General features: G+C 56.6%; 16 protein-coding genes. 3 read left to right on the top strand and 13 right to left on the bottom strand.

What is annotated here, in order from left to right; translation table 11 throughout:
- Positions 1 to 22 precede the first annotated feature (22 nt).
- The 3 genes from ltaE to ACQG19_RS08080 all read left to right on the top strand — a co-directional run bounded on the left by ltaE (position 23) and on the right by ACQG19_RS08080 (position 3577).
- Positions 23 to 1024, top strand: coding sequence for a low-specificity L-threonine aldolase (gene ltaE / locus ACQG19_RS08090; RefSeq protein ID WP_222168583.1), 1002 nt, complete (start codon positions 23 to 25; stop codon positions 1022 to 1024).
- A gap of 10 nt (positions 1025 to 1034) precedes the next feature.
- Positions 1035 to 2471, top strand: coding sequence for an SDR family oxidoreductase (locus tag ACQG19_RS08085; protein ID WP_222168582.1), 1437 nt, complete (start codon positions 1035 to 1037; stop codon positions 2469 to 2471).
- Positions 2472 to 2563: 92 nt separating this feature from the next.
- Entirely contained in the window at positions 2564 to 3577 is a 1014-nt protein-coding gene (locus tag ACQG19_RS08080; RefSeq protein WP_013097338.1) for an NAD-dependent epimerase/dehydratase family protein, read from the top strand.
- A 96-nt stretch (positions 3578 to 3673) separates the two neighbouring features.
- Here ACQG19_RS08080 and ACQG19_RS08075 read toward each other — a convergent pair whose 3' ends face one another.
- From ACQG19_RS08075 to gspE, 13 genes are all read right to left on the bottom strand, one after another.
- Positions 3674 to 5515, bottom strand: coding sequence for a glycoside hydrolase family 19 protein (locus tag ACQG19_RS08075; protein ID WP_013097339.1), 1842 nt, complete (start codon positions 5513 to 5515; stop codon positions 3674 to 3676).
- Between the two features lie 136 nt (positions 5516 to 5651).
- Complete coding sequence (iagB, locus tag ACQG19_RS08070) at positions 5652 to 6104, bottom strand: type III secretion system invasion protein IagB (RefSeq protein WP_029883008.1); 453 nt, start codon at positions 6102 to 6104, stop codon at positions 5652 to 5654.
- Between the two features lie 137 nt (positions 6105 to 6241).
- The gene (locus tag ACQG19_RS08065) at positions 6242 to 8944 is read right to left on the bottom strand and encodes a glycosyl hydrolase family 18 protein (RefSeq protein WP_246931504.1); all 2703 of its coding nucleotides are present in this window, start codon (positions 8942 to 8944) and stop codon (positions 6242 to 6244) included.
- A 263-nt stretch (positions 8945 to 9207) separates the two neighbouring features.
- Positions 9208 to 10005, bottom strand: a complete 798-nt coding sequence (locus ACQG19_RS08060; protein WP_013097342.1) for a prepilin peptidase — start codon at positions 10003 to 10005, stop codon at positions 9208 to 9210.
- The gene (locus ACQG19_RS08055) at positions 10002 to 10487 is read right to left on the bottom strand and encodes a type II secretion system protein M (protein ID WP_013097343.1); all 486 of its coding nucleotides are present in this window, start codon (positions 10485 to 10487) and stop codon (positions 10002 to 10004) included. Before ACQG19_RS08055 ends, ACQG19_RS08060 begins: the two co-directional genes overlap by 4 nt.
- Positions 10484 to 11614, bottom strand: a complete 1131-nt coding sequence (gene gspL, locus ACQG19_RS08050) for a type II secretion system protein GspL (RefSeq protein ID WP_045295714.1) — start codon at positions 11612 to 11614, stop codon at positions 10484 to 10486. Before gspL ends, ACQG19_RS08055 begins: the two co-directional genes overlap by 4 nt.
- Positions 11615 to 11629: 15 nt before the next feature.
- Positions 11630 to 12646, bottom strand: a complete 1017-nt coding sequence (gene gspK, locus ACQG19_RS08045) for a type II secretion system minor pseudopilin GspK (RefSeq protein ID WP_246931505.1) — start codon at positions 12644 to 12646, stop codon at positions 11630 to 11632.
- Positions 12643 to 13314, bottom strand: coding sequence for a type II secretion system minor pseudopilin GspJ (gspJ, locus tag ACQG19_RS08040; protein ID WP_038419012.1), 672 nt, complete (start codon positions 13312 to 13314; stop codon positions 12643 to 12645). Before gspJ ends, gspK begins: the two co-directional genes overlap by 4 nt.
- Positions 13311 to 13685: a type II secretion system minor pseudopilin GspI gene (gene gspI / locus ACQG19_RS08035; protein ID WP_029883205.1), complete on the bottom strand. Its 375-nt coding sequence runs from the start codon at positions 13683 to 13685 to the stop codon at positions 13311 to 13313. The genes gspJ and gspI overlap by 4 nt, the downstream gene beginning before the upstream one ends.
- On the bottom strand, positions 13678 to 14163 hold the full coding sequence (gene gspH / locus ACQG19_RS08030; RefSeq protein ID WP_020689911.1) for a type II secretion system minor pseudopilin GspH: 486 nt from the start codon (positions 14161 to 14163) through the stop codon (positions 13678 to 13680). Before gspH ends, gspI begins: the two co-directional genes overlap by 8 nt.
- Positions 14163 to 14612: a type II secretion system major pseudopilin GspG gene (gene gspG / locus ACQG19_RS08025; RefSeq protein WP_013097349.1), complete on the bottom strand. Its 450-nt coding sequence runs from the start codon at positions 14610 to 14612 to the stop codon at positions 14163 to 14165. Before gspG ends, gspH begins: the two co-directional genes overlap by 1 nt.
- A 2-nt stretch (positions 14613 to 14614) precedes the next feature.
- Positions 14615 to 15823 carry a type II secretion system inner membrane protein GspF gene (gspF, locus tag ACQG19_RS08020; protein ID WP_020689910.1) on the bottom strand — a complete coding sequence of 403 codons (1209 nt, stop codon included), beginning with the start codon at positions 15821 to 15823 and terminating at the stop codon, positions 14615 to 14617.
- Positions 15823 to 17301 carry a type II secretion system ATPase GspE gene (gene gspE / locus ACQG19_RS08015; protein WP_057071989.1) on the bottom strand — a complete coding sequence of 493 codons (1479 nt, stop codon included), beginning with the start codon at positions 17299 to 17301 and terminating at the stop codon, positions 15823 to 15825. The genes gspF and gspE overlap by 1 nt, the downstream gene beginning before the upstream one ends.
- Position 17302 lies beyond the last annotated feature (1 nt).

Below are 17302 nucleotides of genomic sequence, written 5' to 3'. Positions count from 1 at the left end.
TCTTAAAATAAAGGGATGTGAAATGATTGATTTACGCAGTGATACCGTTACCCGTCCGAGTCGCGCCATGCTCGAAGAGATGATGGCCGCCCCGGTCGGGGACGACGTCTACGGTGACGATCCAACGGTCAACGAACTGCAGCGCTATGCCGCAGAACTCAGCGGTAAAGAGGCCGCCCTGTTCCTGCCCACCGGAACGCAGGCCAACCTGGTGGCGCTGCTCAGCCACTGCGAACGCGGTGAAGAGTACATCGTCGGCCAGGGAGCGCATAACTACCTGTACGAAGCGGGCGGCGCGGCGGTGCTCGGCAGCATTCAGCCGCAGCCGATCGACGCCGCACCGGACGGCACTCTCCCGCTCGACAAGGTCGCCGCAAAAATCAAAGCCGACGACATCCACTTCGCCCGCACCAAATTACTCAGCCTTGAAAACACCCACAACGGCAAAGTCCTGCCGCGCGAGTACCTCAAAGCGGCGTGGGAATTTACCCGCGAGCGCAGGCTCGGCCTGCACGTGGACGGCGCACGAATCTTTAACGCCGTGGTAGCCTACGGCTGCGAGCTAAACGAGATTACGCAATATTGTGACTCGTTCACCATCTGCCTCTCAAAAGGGCTGGGCACCCCCGTGGGTTCTCTGCTGGTGGGCGATGCGGACTACATCAACCGCGCCAACCGCTGGCGCAAGATGACCGGCGGCGGCATGCGCCAGGCCGGTATTCTGGCCGCAGCGGGTCTGTATGCCCTTAAAAACAACGTGGCACGTCTGCAGGACGATCACGACAACGCCGCGTGGATGGCCGGGCAACTGCGTGAAATTGGCGCCGACGTGATGCGACACGACACCAACATGCTGTTTGTTCGCGTGGGTGATGAGCACGCCGCTGCGCTTGGGGAGTTCATGAAAGCGCGTGGCGTACTGATCAACGCGTCACCTGTTGTGCGTCTGGTGATGCATCTCGACGTCAACCGCGAGCAGCTGTTGGACGTCGTGAAACACTGGCAGGCGTTTTTACAGCGTTAAGGAGCAGAACGTGCCGCAACGTATTCTGGTGCTTGGTGCCAGCGGGTATATCGGTCAGCATCTGACCACGGCGTTAAGCCAGCAAGGACATCAGGTGCTGGCGGCGGCACGCAACACTGAACGCCTGCAAAAACTAAACCTGCCTGGCGTCACCTGCCACAACGTCGACCTTAACTGGCCAGAGTCACTACCCGCACTGCTGGAAGGGGTCGACACGCTGTACTACCTGGTGCACAGCATGGGCGAAGGCGGCGATTTTATCGCCCACGAACGTCAGGTGGCCCTGAACGTCCGCGATGCCCTGCGGCAAACGCCAGTTAAGCAGGTGATTTTTTTAAGCTCGCTCCAGGCGCCCGAAAATGAGCAGTCCGACCACCTGCGCGCCCGTCAGCTTACCGCGGACACCTTGCGCAGCACGGATATCCCCGTCACCGAACTGCGGGCGGGGATCATCGTCGGCGCGGGCTCTGCCGCCTTCGAAGTGATGCGCGATATGGTCTACAACCTGCCGGTGCTCACCCCACCGCGCTGGGTGCGGTCGCGCACCACGCCGATTGCCCTGGAAAACCTGCTGCATTACCTGGTGGCGCTGCTGGACCATCCCGCCGAACAGCACCGCGTGCTTGAGGCCGCGGGGCCGGAGGTGTTGAGCTATCAGGAACAGTTCGAGCATTTTATGCGCGTCAGCGGCCGCCGACGCTGGCTCATCCCCGTTCCCTTTCCGACCCGCTGGATCTCCGTGTGGTTTTTAAACGTTATTACCTCGGTGCCGCCGACGACAGCGAAAGCGCTGATCCAGGGGCTGAAGCACGATCTGCTGGCGAACGATGGCGAACTGCGCGCATTAATTCCGCAGATGCTGATCCGTTTTGACGACGCGGTGCGCCATACCCTGAAAGAAGAAGAGAAGCTGGTGAACTCCAGCGACTGGGGCTACGACGCGCAGGCGTTTGCCCGCTGGCGGCCGGAGTACGGTTATTACCCGAAACAGGCGGGCTGCACGGTGAAAACCTCGGCCAGCCTGGCATCGCTGTGGGAGGTGGTGAACCAGATCGGCGGCAAAGAGCGTTATTTCTTCGGCAATATTCTCTGGCAGACACGCGGAGCGATGGATCTGCTGGTGGGCCACCGGCTGGCGAAAGGCCGCCCTGCGCAGCCGTACCTCAAAGTGGGTGATACGGTCGACAGCTGGAAAGTCATCATCGTCGAACCGGAAAAACAGCTGGCGCTGCTGTTCGGCATGAAAGCGCCAGGGCTGGGACGGCTCTGCTTCACGCTGAAAGACAAAGGCAATTGCCGTGAACTGGACGTCCGCGCCTGGTGGCACCCACATGGGATGCCCGGTCTGTTCTACTGGTTACTGATGATCCCCGCACATCTGTTTATCTTCCGCGGGATGGCAAAACGGATTGCGCAACTGGCAGAACAAAAAACGGAAAAGAACTAAATAAAACTCGCTTTCTTTCACCTTTCCCATTGCAACCCGCCGTAATTCACGAAAGAATGCGCACGAAATTCTTTTCAACACAGTGGATTGTTATGAAGGTACTGGTTACCGGGGCGACCAGCGGCTTAGGCCGAAATGCGGTCGAATTTCTGCGCAACAAAGGCATTAGCGTCAGGGCTACCGGTCGCAACGAGGCGATGGGTAAGCTGCTGCAAAAAATGGGCGCAGAGTTTGTCCATGCCGACCTGACGGAGCTGGTCTCCTCTCAGGCGAAAGTGATGCTCGCCGGAATCGACACCCTGTGGCACTGCTCCAGTTTTACCTCTCCGTGGGGAACCCAGGAAGCCTTCGATCTCGCCAACGTGCGCGCCACGCGCCGTCTGGGCGAGTGGGCCGTTGCCTGGGGCGTGCGTAACTTTATTCATATCTCCTCTCCGTCGCTCTACTTCGACTATCACCACCACCGGGATATCCAGGAAACGTTCCGTCCGGCCCGTTTTGCCTGTGAGTTTGCCCGCAGCAAGGCGGCCAGCGAAGAGGTGATCGACCTGCTGGCGCAGTCGAACCCGCATACGCGCTTTACGATCCTGCGTCCGCAAAGTCTTTTCGGACCACACGATAAAGTGTTTATTCCGCGCCTGGCGCAGATGATGCACCACTACGGCAGCGTGCTGCTGCCGCGCGGCGGTGATGCGCTGGTGGACATGACTTACTACGAAAATGCCGTGTACGCCATGTGGCTGGCGAGCCAGCCGGATAGCGATAAACTGGCGTCCGGTCGCGCCTATAACATTACCAACGGCGAACCCTGCCGCCTTCGCACCATTGTGCAGCGCCTGATCGACGAGCTGCACATCGACTGCCGCATTCGCTCGGTGCCTTATCCCATGCTGGATATGATTGCCCGCAGCATGGAGCGTTTTGGCAGCAAAACCGCCAAAGAGCCTGCGCTGACGCATTACGGCGTGTCGAAGCTGAATTTTGATTTCACGCTGGATATTTCGCGTGCGGAGAACGAGCTGGGGTATAAGCCGATTGTGACCCTGGATGAAGGGATTGTGCGCACCGCGGCGTGGCTGCGGGACCATGGGAAGTTGCATCGGTAGTTAATTGGGTGCGGCCTGATGCCCTCACCCCGGCCCTCTCCCACAGGGAGAGGGTGTAAACACGAAAACGGCAACCCGAAGGTTGCCGTTTTGCTTTTACAGAGCCGTCCAGGCCTCAGACCATGCCAGACCTGCGCCTGGTTCATAGTACATTGGTGCGTTGTTACACCAGCCGCTGTACGGGAACGGTTTGCACTGGAACAGTTTACCGTGGTTGTTCACGATATCGCCTGCGCTGTACTTGCTGTTCGCGCTCCACGCCGGGTAAGAGCCGGAAGTGCCTTCGTCCTGAGACGGGGTGGCTGCTTTGGCTTTTACGTTCAGCAGGTATGTGGTGGTGCTGCTCAGCTCGCCGTCGCTGACGGTCAGGCTGATTTCATACTGCTGCGCCGTCGCGGCTTCAGGCGCGTTGAAGGTCACTACCGCTTTATCGTCGCCGGTAACGGTCTGGCCGTCCTGGGAACGCCAGGTGTAGGTCAGCTTGTTGCCGTCTTCGTCGGTAGAGCCTTCTGCGCTCAGGGAGACCTGCGCACCGGCTTCAACCGCACCGATCGGACCGGCAATCTGCGCTACAGGCGCATGGTTTACCACCGCCGGGATGTCGTCTGGCACAGGTGCCGGGGTTTCATCCGGTGTTGGTGTCGGCGCTGGCGTCTCATCTTCAGACGGGGCTGGAGCAGGAGCCGGTGTTTCATCCGGCACGACCGCGGAACCGTCGTCGTTAACGATGTTCACGTTAAAGAACTTCTGTACACACTTGGTGTAGTCGCCGTCTTTGAACGCGCTAAATGGCGTCTGGTAACCCACCAGCTGGCAAGCGTAGGTCTTGCCATCTGGGGTATCCGCGCTCCATCCCCAGTCCTGTTCCCAGTAGATCTTCAGGGCACCTGCGCCACCTTCATCGAACTGCTTCATGTTGGCACAGCCAAGCACTTCGTCAGCCGGTACAGGGACTTTCAGGTAGTTAGCGAACTCTTTGTAGTATTTGATACGGTTCTGAGACTGAGCAATTTCAGTCGGGCCACCGCACTCTACGCCGCCGTTGATGATCTGGGTGGTCACGCCAAAGCCAGGGACAAGGCCGTTGGCTTTATCGTGGTCGTTCGGCTGCCAGGTGCCGTCGATAACCTGAAGCATGCTTGGTTTTGGCGGCTGTGGATAGGCGAAGAAGAAGATGGCGCTCGCCAGGTTCAGCCAGGTGTCGGCCACCAGCTCAGGTTTGTCGAGCAGCGTGCGGACATCGCCGTACATTGCTTCAGAGAATGGACCGTAGTTGTAGTTGTAGGACAACTGCTTAGCGCCGCGGCCAAAGTAGCTCAGGAAGTCGCCATCTTTGTCTTTACCGCACGGCCAGGTCTGACCCTGCCAGACGTCCGGGTTACACTCCCCGTTATAGCCGCCCTTCTGGCCTTCACTCCAGCCCATCTCGCGCACATAGACCAGTGCCTGACGCCATTCCGGCTCCGGACGCCAGCTTTCGTGGCCGCCGGTTTCCTGTGCGAAGTGAGCAAACATGGTTGCCAGCTCTTTACGGCAGATAGCTTCGCTGTCGCGGCCATCGTTGTAGGTATCACACAGCGCCGGGAATTTACCCACGGCTTTCAGGAAGTTACTGTAGCTGTAATCCTTCGCGCGCAGCGGGAACAGGTATTCCCAGTCGCTCTCTTTAAGGATCCCTTCAACGCGTTTCACGTTTACCGGGTTGGCTGCACGGCCTGGCTCAATCTGCTCGACCTGAGCGTTGTCCAGCGTACGGATGGTATCCTTCACGGATTTCATCAGTGGGAAATCGGTGAGCTCTTTTTCCTTTTTAGCCAAATCGCTGGCTTTCATGGTGTAAGGCACACTGCTTTCCGCCTTCAGCATGGTGGCCTGAGCAATCACCGGCGCTACGCAGGCACCGGCAATAAGCACGCTCAGTAATGTCCTTTTATTCATCTCGGTTATTCCTGTTAATTTCGATAAAGTTAAATAAATCTAAATTCATTTATTAATCCGTTAATAAATAAACTTCAGACAGCTGCTTTTCATTTTCTGAAGAATACGGGTGGGTACTCTTCAAAAAACAAAAAACTCACCAGTTGGTTCTGTCGCGGGCGGCTAATTTTAACTGCTGATACTTTTTCCAGACCTTATGGGCATAGACCATGCGCTTAGGGTAATTTTCTTTTTTAAGCCCGGCGTTATACGCACCTACCGCTTCCCAGTTGTATCCATAAACCTTAATCATGCCTGACAAAATAGAGGCGCCGACCATAATGGAGGTACAGGGCTCTGTCATCAGACGGTTTTCATTAATGCCTTTGCGTTCAAGTTCAGGAAAGTGCGAGCTGTTGATTTGCATTAATCCGACATCGCGCGTTCCGTCATGATTGATGCCAATGGCGTACGGGTTCATTCCCGATTCCACATTCGCGATGGCATAAAGTAAAAACGGATCAATATGATAATAATGCGCCGCTTTATTCCAGCAATTTGCAAATGCGCTATGACTTAATATCAATAACAAAAACAGAAACCTTTTCATTCTTCACCTGCGTGGCCGTTTTTTATTCTCCTCAAACACGTCCTGTTAAATTAGTGGAAGGTACTGGCCACACCCGAAGCGGGGTGTGACCAGTGATTGTGGGCCGATATCACACCCACAATTTCAAGCTCAGAAGATTATTTGCAGTCTGCTGACGCGCCTTCTTTCACCCATACATCGCTGTTGCCTGGTTTGTCACCTTTTGTCCACCATTTCGCGCGGTACTCGAAACCTTGATAGGTTGTCTTGTCACCACCGTTGTAGACCATGTCGGAGCGCCAGTTCATTTTCACCTGGCTGACCAGTTCCCATGCATCGGCGTTAAAGCCAGGTTTGTTGCCCTGAGTCCAGTACTTCGCTTTCCATACCAGATTATCGGAGCTGACCATGTCGCCGTTGTTGTAGATTTTGCTGGATTCCCATGCCGCGTATTTGCTGGCATTGGCATCTACCGGGTTATCGCAGCTGCCGGTTGCAGTGCCTTCATCCGATGGCGTGTTACCTTCATCGGATGGCGTGTTGCCTTCGTCAGACGGGGTATTGTCTTCATCAGGCACAACCGGGGTGGCTTTCGGCGTTACGGTAACCTGTACGTTAGACTGTACGCTGGTTTTACCGTCGCTTACGACAACGCTCAGGGTGTAGGTTGAGTCAGTTGTAACGTCCGGCGCGGTGATCTGTACGCTGGAGGTATCAGTACCGGTCGCGTGCATATCAGATGGTACGCTCCAGGCGTAGGTCAGTGCATCACCGTCTGGATCCGCCGCCTGCACGTTCAGGGCGTAGGTCTGACCGGCTTCCAGAATGACGTTCTGCATCTGGTTAACCACAGGGGCCTGGTTGGCTTTCGGCGCTTTGTTCACAACCTGAACGTCAGCGGTGCTGCTCAGGCCTTTTGGATCGGTCACGGTCAGACGGAATGCCAGGGTCTGGTTGCTGGTCACAGCGCCAACAGAGAAGGTCGCTTTCGCTTTGGTGCTGTTGGTCAGGGTAACGCTTGGGCCAGAAATCTGGGTCCATTTGTAGGTCAGCGCATCGCCATCAGGATCGGTGGAGGCAGAGCCATCCAGAGTCACGGTCGCAGGGCCGGTCACAGTTTGATCCGCCGCAGAAGCAACCGGTGCATGGTTGGTCACTACCGGATCTGGCGTGGAGCTGCCCAGCAGGCTTTCGTTCATCGCGTTCAGGATATCGCCGTTATCGGAGTCGATAGACCACGCGAACAGGCCGCCCAGGTTTTTCGCCAGAACGTACTTACCTTTTGCGGTGGCGGAACGGGCATCTTCATAAGAGATCAGCTCGCCGGTGGATTTGTTGAAGACGTATGGCGCTTCAGCGTCCGCGTCGTAGCCATATTCCCAGCCTGGCTTGCCTTTGTACTCGTTCACAATCTGACGATAGTCAACAACGCCTGGTTCCCAGGTGCCTTTCACGCCGTCAGTCGCGGTACCGGTGAACGGGTTGTTGCCGGTATAGCCGTGAACGCCAGTCCAGCCACGACCGTACATGCCGGTACCCACCACGATTTTGCCTGGCTGTACGCCCTGCTCCAGCAGCGCGTTAACGCCATTTTCGGTGGTGTAGTTGGTGTCCGGACGCCATGCTGGTGCATGCAGCGCAGCCTGGTGGCCCAGATCGGTCATGCTCCACGCGCCGTAGAAGTCGTAGCTCATCAGGAAGATGTGATCGAGATACTGCTGCGCCGTGGTGTAATCCACGTCTTCAATCTTATCTTTACCGGCACCGATGGCGCTGGTCAGTTCATAGGTGCGCCCCGTTTCAGCGGACAGTTCGTTCAGCATGGTACGCAGATCGCGAATCACGGCAGTATAGGTTGCCTTATCCTGCTGCGGGTTACCCAGTGATTCGTTCACACCGCCGCCGCCCGGGAATTCCCAGTCGATATCCACACCGTCGAAGAATTTCCAGGTTTTCAGGAAGTCTTTCACAGAGGCCACGAAACGTGCACGGATCGCGGAATCGTTCATGTGATAGAACGGATCGGACATGGTCCAGCCGCCAATGGATGGCAGAATTTTCAGGTCAGGATGGGCTTTTTTCAGCGCCATCAGCTGGCCGAAGTTACCTTTGTACGGGTCGTCCCAGTTAGATACGCCGGACTGAGGTTTTTGCAGCGCAGCCCACGGATCGTGGATCGCCACGGTGTAGTCAGGACGGCCAGCACAGGCTTTCTGCAGGTTGGCGAAGCTGTTGCCGTTTTCAACGGTTTTCAGACCGTCGTTGATGCCGTCGCCGCCACAGATTGGAATGAAGCCGTACAGGATGTGGTTCAGGTTAGCGGCAGGGATTTTATCGACCGGGAAGTTACGGCCATAAACGCCCCACTCAGGGAAGTAGGCGGCAACCACTTTATCGGTATGTTTTGCGAAGGTTTTGTTGTTTTCCTGCAGAGGCGCATTCAGCGGCAGGAGGTGGCTACCGTCAGTATCCGCCACGATGATCAGCTTGCTTGCGCTTTTGGTACAGCCGCTGTTGTTACAGAGTTCAACCTGCTCCTGGTAGCGACCGCCTTTTTTCACTTTAAAGGTGGCAGAACCGGATGCACCGGCAGCACCGGACCAGACGGTCTTGCCATCCAGCAGCACTTTACCGGAGGTCGGCGCGTCGCCGCTCCAGACGTTCCACTCGACTTTTACGTCGACACCGTCGTTATGAACCTTAACAAGATTACCGTAGTCCACTACGGCCTGGTCCACTTCAACGATGGCAAATTTATCGTTACCGCTGCTGATTGAAGGCGTACCTGGCGCTGCGGCGAACGCAGAGCCGGAAACGGCTGCGACAAAGAGTGCCAGATAGGTTGGCTTCATAAATTTCATTATTAATTCCTGATAATCTTATTTTTGATAAATGAAAAGGACCATGTATTCCATATAACATGGGCGAGTACTGAATAAGCTATTTAATTAAAACCACAAACCCAATTTAATTTTACTAACCATGTATAGTGCTAATATACCCTCCATAAAAAGACATGAGCGGCAATCCTTACAGCTTATGTTTCTTACAATACTCCGGGAATTAGTTGACGTCCTTTCATTCCCTCAGCGAAAAAATTTCAAAAAAAACTTGACCACATAAATCAGAATGTGAATTGCAAGGTCTGCAGAATAAAAATAACCAAACCGGCGAGTGACAACAGAGGGCCAAACGGAATAACGCTATTTTCTTTAACCGCTTTATAAAAAACAAAATACAGTGCGATACCGCTTAATGCCGCCGCGAGCAATAACGAAGGTAACGCCTGCCAGCCGCACCACGCGCCCAGCGCAGCCAGCAGCTTAAAATCACCGTAGCCCAATCCCTCGCGTCCTGTTGTCAGGCGAAAGGCCCAGTAGAGAAGCCACAGCGACAGGTAGCCCGCCGCTGCGCCAAACAGGGCATCCGACAACGGTAAGGTATGAAAAAGCGCATGATTCAGCAGGCCCGCCCACAGCAGCGGCTGCGTCAGGCAGTCCGGCAGCAGCATGTGTTTTGCGTCTATCGCCGCCAGCGGCAGCAGTCCACACCAGAGCACCCATAGCGACATCAATGCAGCCGCAGACGGGGCGTACGCCGCCGTTAGGGCAAAAAACAGGGCACTGGAAAGTTCAAGCAACAGCAGACGCAGCGGGATCGCGGTCTGGCAGCAGCGGCAGCGCCCACGCAGGCAACACCAGCTCAGAACCGGGATATTTTCCCACCAGGCGAGCGTGTGGGAGCATGCGGGACAGTGGGAGGCCGGAAACAGCAGGTTTCCGGCCCCCTCCTCCTCTTTAATGAGCGGGGGAATGCGTTCGACCACCACCCCCAGAAAGCTGCCGATAATGCCGCCAAGCGTGCCGCTGAGCAGGCAAAGGGCGGGCATCTGGCTGCCCTGAAGCAGCGTCAGCGAGTTCATGCCACTTTCGCCCAGGAGAGCTTAATCTGGGCCTTTACATCGCTAAGGTGATCAACCGGCGTGAGATCCATTTTCTCCAGACGAACCCCGGTGGTTAAATTCACCTCCCGAAGCCAGTTTTTCAGTTCATAGACGTTGACCCGATCAATATTAAACGTCAGGGTTTGCCCGTCCTGCTGGATATTACTCAGCGCAACGTGGATCTCTTTGGCACTCTCTTCCACCACGCTTCTCGGGTTACTGGTTTTTAAGACTTTCGCCTGAAGGTGATTTTTATTAATTTCTGCACGCATCCAGTTCAGGGTCTGTTTCTGTTTTTGCAGCGTGGCTTTCTCATTTTTAATAATATTATCCAGCGGGGTCATCACACCGTACCAGATAATGGCGCAACAGAGCGCCGAACCACAGAGTTTAATCAGCGTTCGTTCGCGCGGGCTGTAACGCAAATAGCGTGCTTTTAATTGTCCAATTTTCTCTTTCATTTATATTTCCCTGTGATGATAGCGGTATAAGGCGCTTCACTGGAGACCGGCTGCAGCGTAAAGTCGAAGGTATCACTCGCCTTATTGACGAACGCCTGCAACGCCGTGGGATCCATCGAACGGATGTTCAGCGTGAGCTGATTCTGGGTGTCGTCGTATCCCACTTCACTCAGTTCGACCGCCGGGAGCGATTGCTTGATCTGCTCCAGTGCGTCCAGTTGAAGAAAGATCCCTTTCTTCTCTTTCTTGATGTTCTGCCCGAAGTGGTACTTCAGGTTGGTGGTCTGGCGCAGCGTGGGGAAATAGTGCTGGGCCAATTCCACCATCTGCTGCTGGGCCAGGTTTTCCTGGTTAGAGAGCATCCAGGCCATGCCGATGCGAGGGCCAACCAGCAGCCCGAGACTCAGCACCGCCATGGCGGCAAGGGCCGGTTTCGCATAACGGAAACCGGTCTGTGCACCCGTGGCGCTAAAAACGCCGTGCAGCAGGTTTGCTTTGCTGCTTTTCCACTGCGGCTGGATCAGCACCAGCGGATGCTGCCAGGCCCGTTGCTCATCCACCTGCACGTCCGCTGGCGCATCGCCGTAACAGACGAGGTTACCGGCGCACTGCTGGCTCAACAGCAGCGGCAACAGGGCGGCGTCGGTTTCACAGGCGCCAAACGGCGAATAGCGCATCCAGTAACCGCTGTCGGTGGAGACCAGCGTGCTGCCGCCTTCGGTTACCGGCAGAAGGATCGCATCGGGCAGCACCTGCACCACCGTCAGCCCGGCATTGGCACAGCGGTCCAGCCAGTACTGCAAACGCGCCGCATCAATGGCCACCGCGTCCACTTCCCGCCCCTTCTTGTTGAGCACCGTCCAGTGAAGCGTGTCCACATCGCCAATCAGCGTCTCTTCTGCCAGCCAGGAGAACTCAACGCTGCCTTTTTTGGGCAACGTGAAGCGACGGAAGATCATTTCGCTGGCCGGCAGTAGCAGGCAGACGCGTGCGGCTAACGCGTGACCGGCAAGCGCCGCCAGTGACGCCCCGCCCTGACGCTGTTCCACCTGGTCGCTACCGGACTCGCACCACATTATGTTCCCGTCCTCATGCGTGTCGGGACGAATAAAAAGCACCTGTTTCATAGAATTCGTCTTGTGTTATTCAACCATTCGGTAGCGACGTTGCCAGGTAATCACCTTCCCGGCTTCATTATCAACATGAAGCTGGCTGACGACGCGCAGCGTTAAATCATCGGTATTGCCGGTACTGTTGACCCGGAAATAGTGACTGTTTACCGCAAGAAACGCCTGAACCTGCTTGAGGGCGTCTTTGGTCTGCGGATAATTTGTCTCAAGCTCTTTCTGGAATGCCTCCATCGACTCCCAGCCCTCTTCCGGGCGGGAGGCGATCAGACGGGCGGCCTCGTCCTCGCTCAGCGAGCCGATAAACAGGGCTGCCAGCAGCGGTGCCTGTTCTTCGGTCAGGGTGTTGACATCCACCTTGCTGGCGGTGTCGGGTAAGGCGCACAGCACTTTACTGACCTTGCCGTAGGCCGCCACCGGAAACGCAGGCAGCAGCTTTAGCTCCCCCGGGGTGCGCATCATCTGATTCGCAGGCAGCCGCGCGGGCTCAACGCCGGCCCAGGCATCTGTCTCCAGCCCCTCTTTGGCCGTTGTGGTATCACCGTCGAGATAGTCCATCAGCTGCTGGTAAATCTCTTCTGCGTCACCGGCGGAAATGCCGCTGTCGGTCAGAAGCTGCTCAACGATGCACGCTTTGACCGGTTTTTCCGGCAACGCCCCTGCGGTCTGTACTGCGGGGGTCGGATCGGCCGCCAGCAGGTTATTGACGTTAAAGCAGGTCTGGGCATCCTCAATCTGGCTCACCACGGTGTAGTGTTCACCCTCTGTCTCCACCGTCTCTGTCCACTCCCCTTTGGGCGACAGCCCCTGGCTGTCACCGCTGGCGTAGGTCTGAAGCAGACCTTCAATGGTTTTTTGCTGGCTCTGAATGGCCCAGCGCAGCTGCTGCTGACTCACCTGATAACGGGTTTTCTGCAGATTGCGGCAGAACTGCTGGCTGATTTTGGCCGCCAGCGCCGACATCATGACCAGCAAAATTAGCACCACCAGCAGCGCGACACCGCGCTGTTTTCGAACCGATTTTCCGCTCATTTGTTCTCTCCTGACGGAGCGGGCACCGGCTGCGGTTGTGGCTGCGCTGGTGTGGCCGCATCCCCCGATGGCGCAGGCGTTTGTTCTGTTGGTGCCGCCGGGGCGACCGGCATATCACCCGGCGTGGTAAATACCCAGCGCCAGGTATCGCCATTCTCCATGGTCAGCAGAAGCTCTACGCCGTCCGGCTGATGCGCCGTGTCGGTCCATTTGTTCTGCCAGCCCTCTTTCCAGAAGCGCCACGTCATCTCTTTGACATCGCTGAGGATCGGCACCTCTTCCGGCTTCACATCGGCAGGGCTGTCGATAACCGGCCAGATATCGCGCCACAGTTTTTTGTCCTCAAGCCGCCAGCGCACGCGCTCCAGCTGGACCTGACCGCTCACGCCGTTCAGCGTGGTCAACTCCAGCGCATCGTCGTGCTGGACAAATACGTCAGGCTCGTTGCGTGGCGCGCGTGCCTGAAGCTGAAAGAAATCCCGCTCCAGCAGGTTATAGGCGCGCTGAAGCTGGTTGAGTTGAGTCGCCGCCACGTCGGTGGCGTTCGAGGTGCGCATCGCCCCGTCCAGAATTTGCCAGGCAAGCGTGCTGATAACCGCGAAGATGGTCAGCGCAATCATGATCTCCAGCAGCGTAAAGCCCTGCTGACGCTGAATGTGCTTACTCATTTCACCTCTCCGGGTTCCGGTATCTGCAGGCTCAACACCGGTTTGTCTTCATCATCTTCGGCGTACACCTGCACTTCATCGGCAAAGCGATTTTCGGCGGTTTTCACCCGCTGCTTGCGCCAGATCCAGCTTCGCCCCCCCATGATTTCAGTCCCTGTCTGCAGGGCATCCGGGAACGGCGTGTTGCTCAGCTTTGCTTCCGCCAGCTGGTTTTCCGCCACCCAGCTCGCCTGCAGCGAATCGGCCAGGCCATGGGTAAAGCGCACGTTCAGCGAGACGGAGTTCATCAGCGCCAGCGCGGCGGTGGAGAAGATGACCAGAGCGACCATCACTTCCAGCAGGGTCATCCCCTGTTCTTTGCGTTTAGTCATCGTTCTCTACCGAAACCGGTGATGCCCCCTGCGACACCACGCGAAAGCGCTGCTTTTTATCGAAACTCTGCAGGGACAGCGTGAAGCGGCTTATCTCCCCGTCCGGCAAAAAGACAATCTGCGGCGTGGCGTCGGTTGTGGCAGCAATGCGCTGCGGTGACAGCGACACGTGCATCTCTTCCGGGAACTGGCCGTGGGTGACAATGCGCCCGGCGGTTAAGGGTTCCCAGTGTCGTTCGCCTTCTTTTTCGGCCCAGGTCACCAGCTGATATTCTGAGGTGGTGATCACCAGCCCAACGATATTTCCGTCCATTACCGCACGGTCTGAACCATATTCAACGAGGGCTTTTAACTGCTGACCGAAAATATCCGCGCCGCTGCGCGAGGGGATTGTCGACACCACCATCATGGCGCAGGAGGCAAATATCACCAGCGCCAGAATAATTTCCAGTAAGGTAAACCCACGTTGCTTATTCATTACTTCTCTTTTTTATCTAAAGACCAGTTGGTAATATCATCCGCGGTATTCGCTTCGGCATCCGGGCCCGCAGAGAAAACATCCACTGCGCCATGTTCACCCGGGCTGACCAGAATATAATCATTGCCCCACGGATCTTCCGGCAGGCGGCGAATATAGCCATCATCACGGTAGTTTTTCGGGATTGGCGCGATATCAGGTTTGGTGACCAGCGCCTGCAACCCCTGCTCCGTCGTGGGGTAACGGTGGTTATCCAGCTTGTACATATCCAGCGAACCTTCCAGCGCCACAATATCGCTGGTTGCTTTCTGGGCATCGGCTTTTTCTTTATTCCCCATTAAATTTGGTACCACCATACTGGCGAGCACACCGAGAATAACGATCACCACCATTAATTCGAGCAAGGTAAAGCCAGCCTGACCTTTCAGGCTATTTCGTTTTAAAGACATATTTAACCCACCATATTATTGAGCTGAAGAAGCGGTTGTAATATTGACAGCACGATAAATAAAACCACTGTCGCCATTGTCACCACCAGTGCCGGTTCAAATACCGACAGCGTTAACGTAATTCGATGCTGTAATGCCGATTCCTGGTTTTCCGCGGCGCGATCCATCAATGAACCTAATTCCCCGCTCTCTTCGCCGGAGGCAATCATATACAGCATGGTCGGCGGAAAGAGTTTCGCCTGGTCCAGCGCGTTATACAGAGAAGCGCCCTGACGTACGGTATCCGCCGCCTGCTCCAGCACCTGCCGGGCATAGAGGTTTTCGATCCCGTCCATCGCGATATACATCCCCTCCAGCAGCGGGACGCTACTGGCCTGCAGAATGCTGAGCGTACGGATATAGCGGGCGCTGTTGATGGCGCAAACCAGCTTTTTGATCGGCGAGCCATTCACCAGCCAGCTGTGCCAGCGAAAGCGGTTCGTGGTTTTCTTCACCCACGTCTTAAAGCCCACGATTGCGCCGAACAGCCCCCCGGCAATGTATATCCCGTACGCCTGCAGAAAATCGCTCACCGCAATCAGCGTGCGGGTGGTGATCGGCAGCTGCTGTTTCATGTGCACGAACTGCTCGATGACCTGCGGCACCACCGCCACCAGCAGGATGCTGATCACCGCCACGGCAACCACCGTCAGGGTGATCGGGTAGACCATCGCCTGCGTCAGCTTGCTTTTCATCTTCTGGCGCTGCTCGTTGTACTCCGCCAGCTTCTCCAGCACATCGCCGAGGTGGCCGGTTTTTTCCCCGGCCATCACCAGCGTGCAGTACAGCTTGTCAAAGGTGCGCGGGAACTGGCTGAAGGCATCAAACAGCGTATGGCCTTCCACCACTTTCTCGCGGATCTCCGTCACCATAGCCGCCAGCTTTTTGTCTTCCGTCTGCTTTGAAATGGCCTTCAGGGCGCTTTCCAGCGGCAGCGACGCGTTAACCAGCGTTGACAGCTGACGGGTGAACATCGACAGCACCGGCACAGAGAGTCTGGCGCCGGTTTTGGCTTTAGCGCTGGCCGCATTTTCACGGGTTTCGGTGATGGTGAGCGGCATCAGCTTCTGCTCACGCAGCGACTGGCGCACCTGCTTAGGTCCTTCCGCCTGCAGCGTGCCGCGCTGGGTTTTCCCGGCGGCATCGGTCGCGGTCCACGCGTAGAAAGCCATTATTCATCGCCTCCACGCTCGGCGGTCACGCGCATCACCTCTTCAAGGGACGTGATACCGCTGATGACCTTCATCAGCCCGTTTTCACGCAGGCTGTAGGCCTGTTTGAACAGCTCGGTCTCAATGGACATCTCATCTTTATCTTCATGAATGGCGCGGCGCATGGCGCTGTCGACCACCAGAAACTCGTGAATGCCCGCGCGTCCCTGATACCCGCTCTGGCGGCACTGGTCGCAACCAACGGCGCGATAGATGGCCTTTGGTGGCTTATCCATAAAGCTAAACAGCGCTTTTTCATTGTCATCCAGCGGACTGGTGGTACGGCAGTGCGGACACAGCCGACGCACCAGACGCTGGGCAATGACGCCGAGTAGCGACGAACCGATTAAAAAGGACTCCAGCCCCATATCCCGCAGACGGGTAATCGCCCCCGCCGCACTGTTGGTGTGCAGCGTAGACATGACCAGGTGACCGGTGAGCGACGCCTGCACCGCGATTTGCGCGGTTTCACCGTCACGAATTTCCCCGATCATCACCACGTCCGGATCCTGACGCAAAATGGCGCGCAGGCCGCGGGCAAAGGTCATGTCCACGCGCGGGTTGACCTGCGTCTGCCCCACCCCTTCCAGCTCGTACTCAATCGGATCTTCGACGGTCAGAATGTTGCGTTCATGTCCGTTCAGGGCCGACAGAATGGCATACAGGGTGGTACTTTTACCGGAGCCTGTCGGCCCGGTGACCAGGATGATGCCGTGCGGGCGGTTAATCAGCCCTTTCAGTTTTTCCAGCTCTTCATCAATGAGTCCGAGCTTGTTGATATCCGGTTTCAGGTTGCTCTTGTCGAGCAGACGCATGACCACGCGCTCGCCGTACTGCGACGGAATGGTCGAGACACGCACGTCAATCGCCTTGCGGCCAATGCGCAGGGAGATACGGCCATCCTGCGGCAGTCGTTTTTCGGCGATGTCGAGTTTCGACATGACCTTAATACGCGAGACCAGCAGCGGGGCCAGTTTACGTGCGGGCTGGAGCACCGGGCGCAGCACGCCGTCAACGCGGAAACGGATGCTCAGCGTGCGCTCAAAGGTTTCGATATGGATATCCGATGCGCCGTCTTTTACCGCTTCGCCGAGAATGGCGTTGATCAGGCGGATCACCGGCGAGTTTTCGTCGTTATCCAGCAGATCTTCGTTGTCCGGGATCTCCTCGGTTAACGCCATCAGATCGATATCCGCATCCATATCGTCCACCAGCTGCTGCGAAACGCCGCTGTTCTGCTGCCAGATTTTAGCCAGCATCTCATCAAACGCTTCCGCGCTCAGCGTCTGGGGCATAAAGGCGCGCCCCAGTACCCGGCGCATCTCCAGTAGCGCAAACGCGGGGACGTCGTCACGGATATAGACCGTGTCGTTCCAGAAAAGGATGCCGTTCTCCTTCGCAAAGCCGCTGGTGCAAAGCTGTTTCGTCAGTTCATCCACG

Origin of the sequence: Enterobacter cloacae complex sp. 277I4 (assembly GCF_050031465.1) — a bacterium.
GTDB classification, from domain to species: Bacteria; Pseudomonadota; Gammaproteobacteria; order Enterobacterales; family Enterobacteriaceae; genus Enterobacter; species Enterobacter cloacae.
This window is presented reverse-complemented; position numbering and strand designations above follow the sequence as displayed.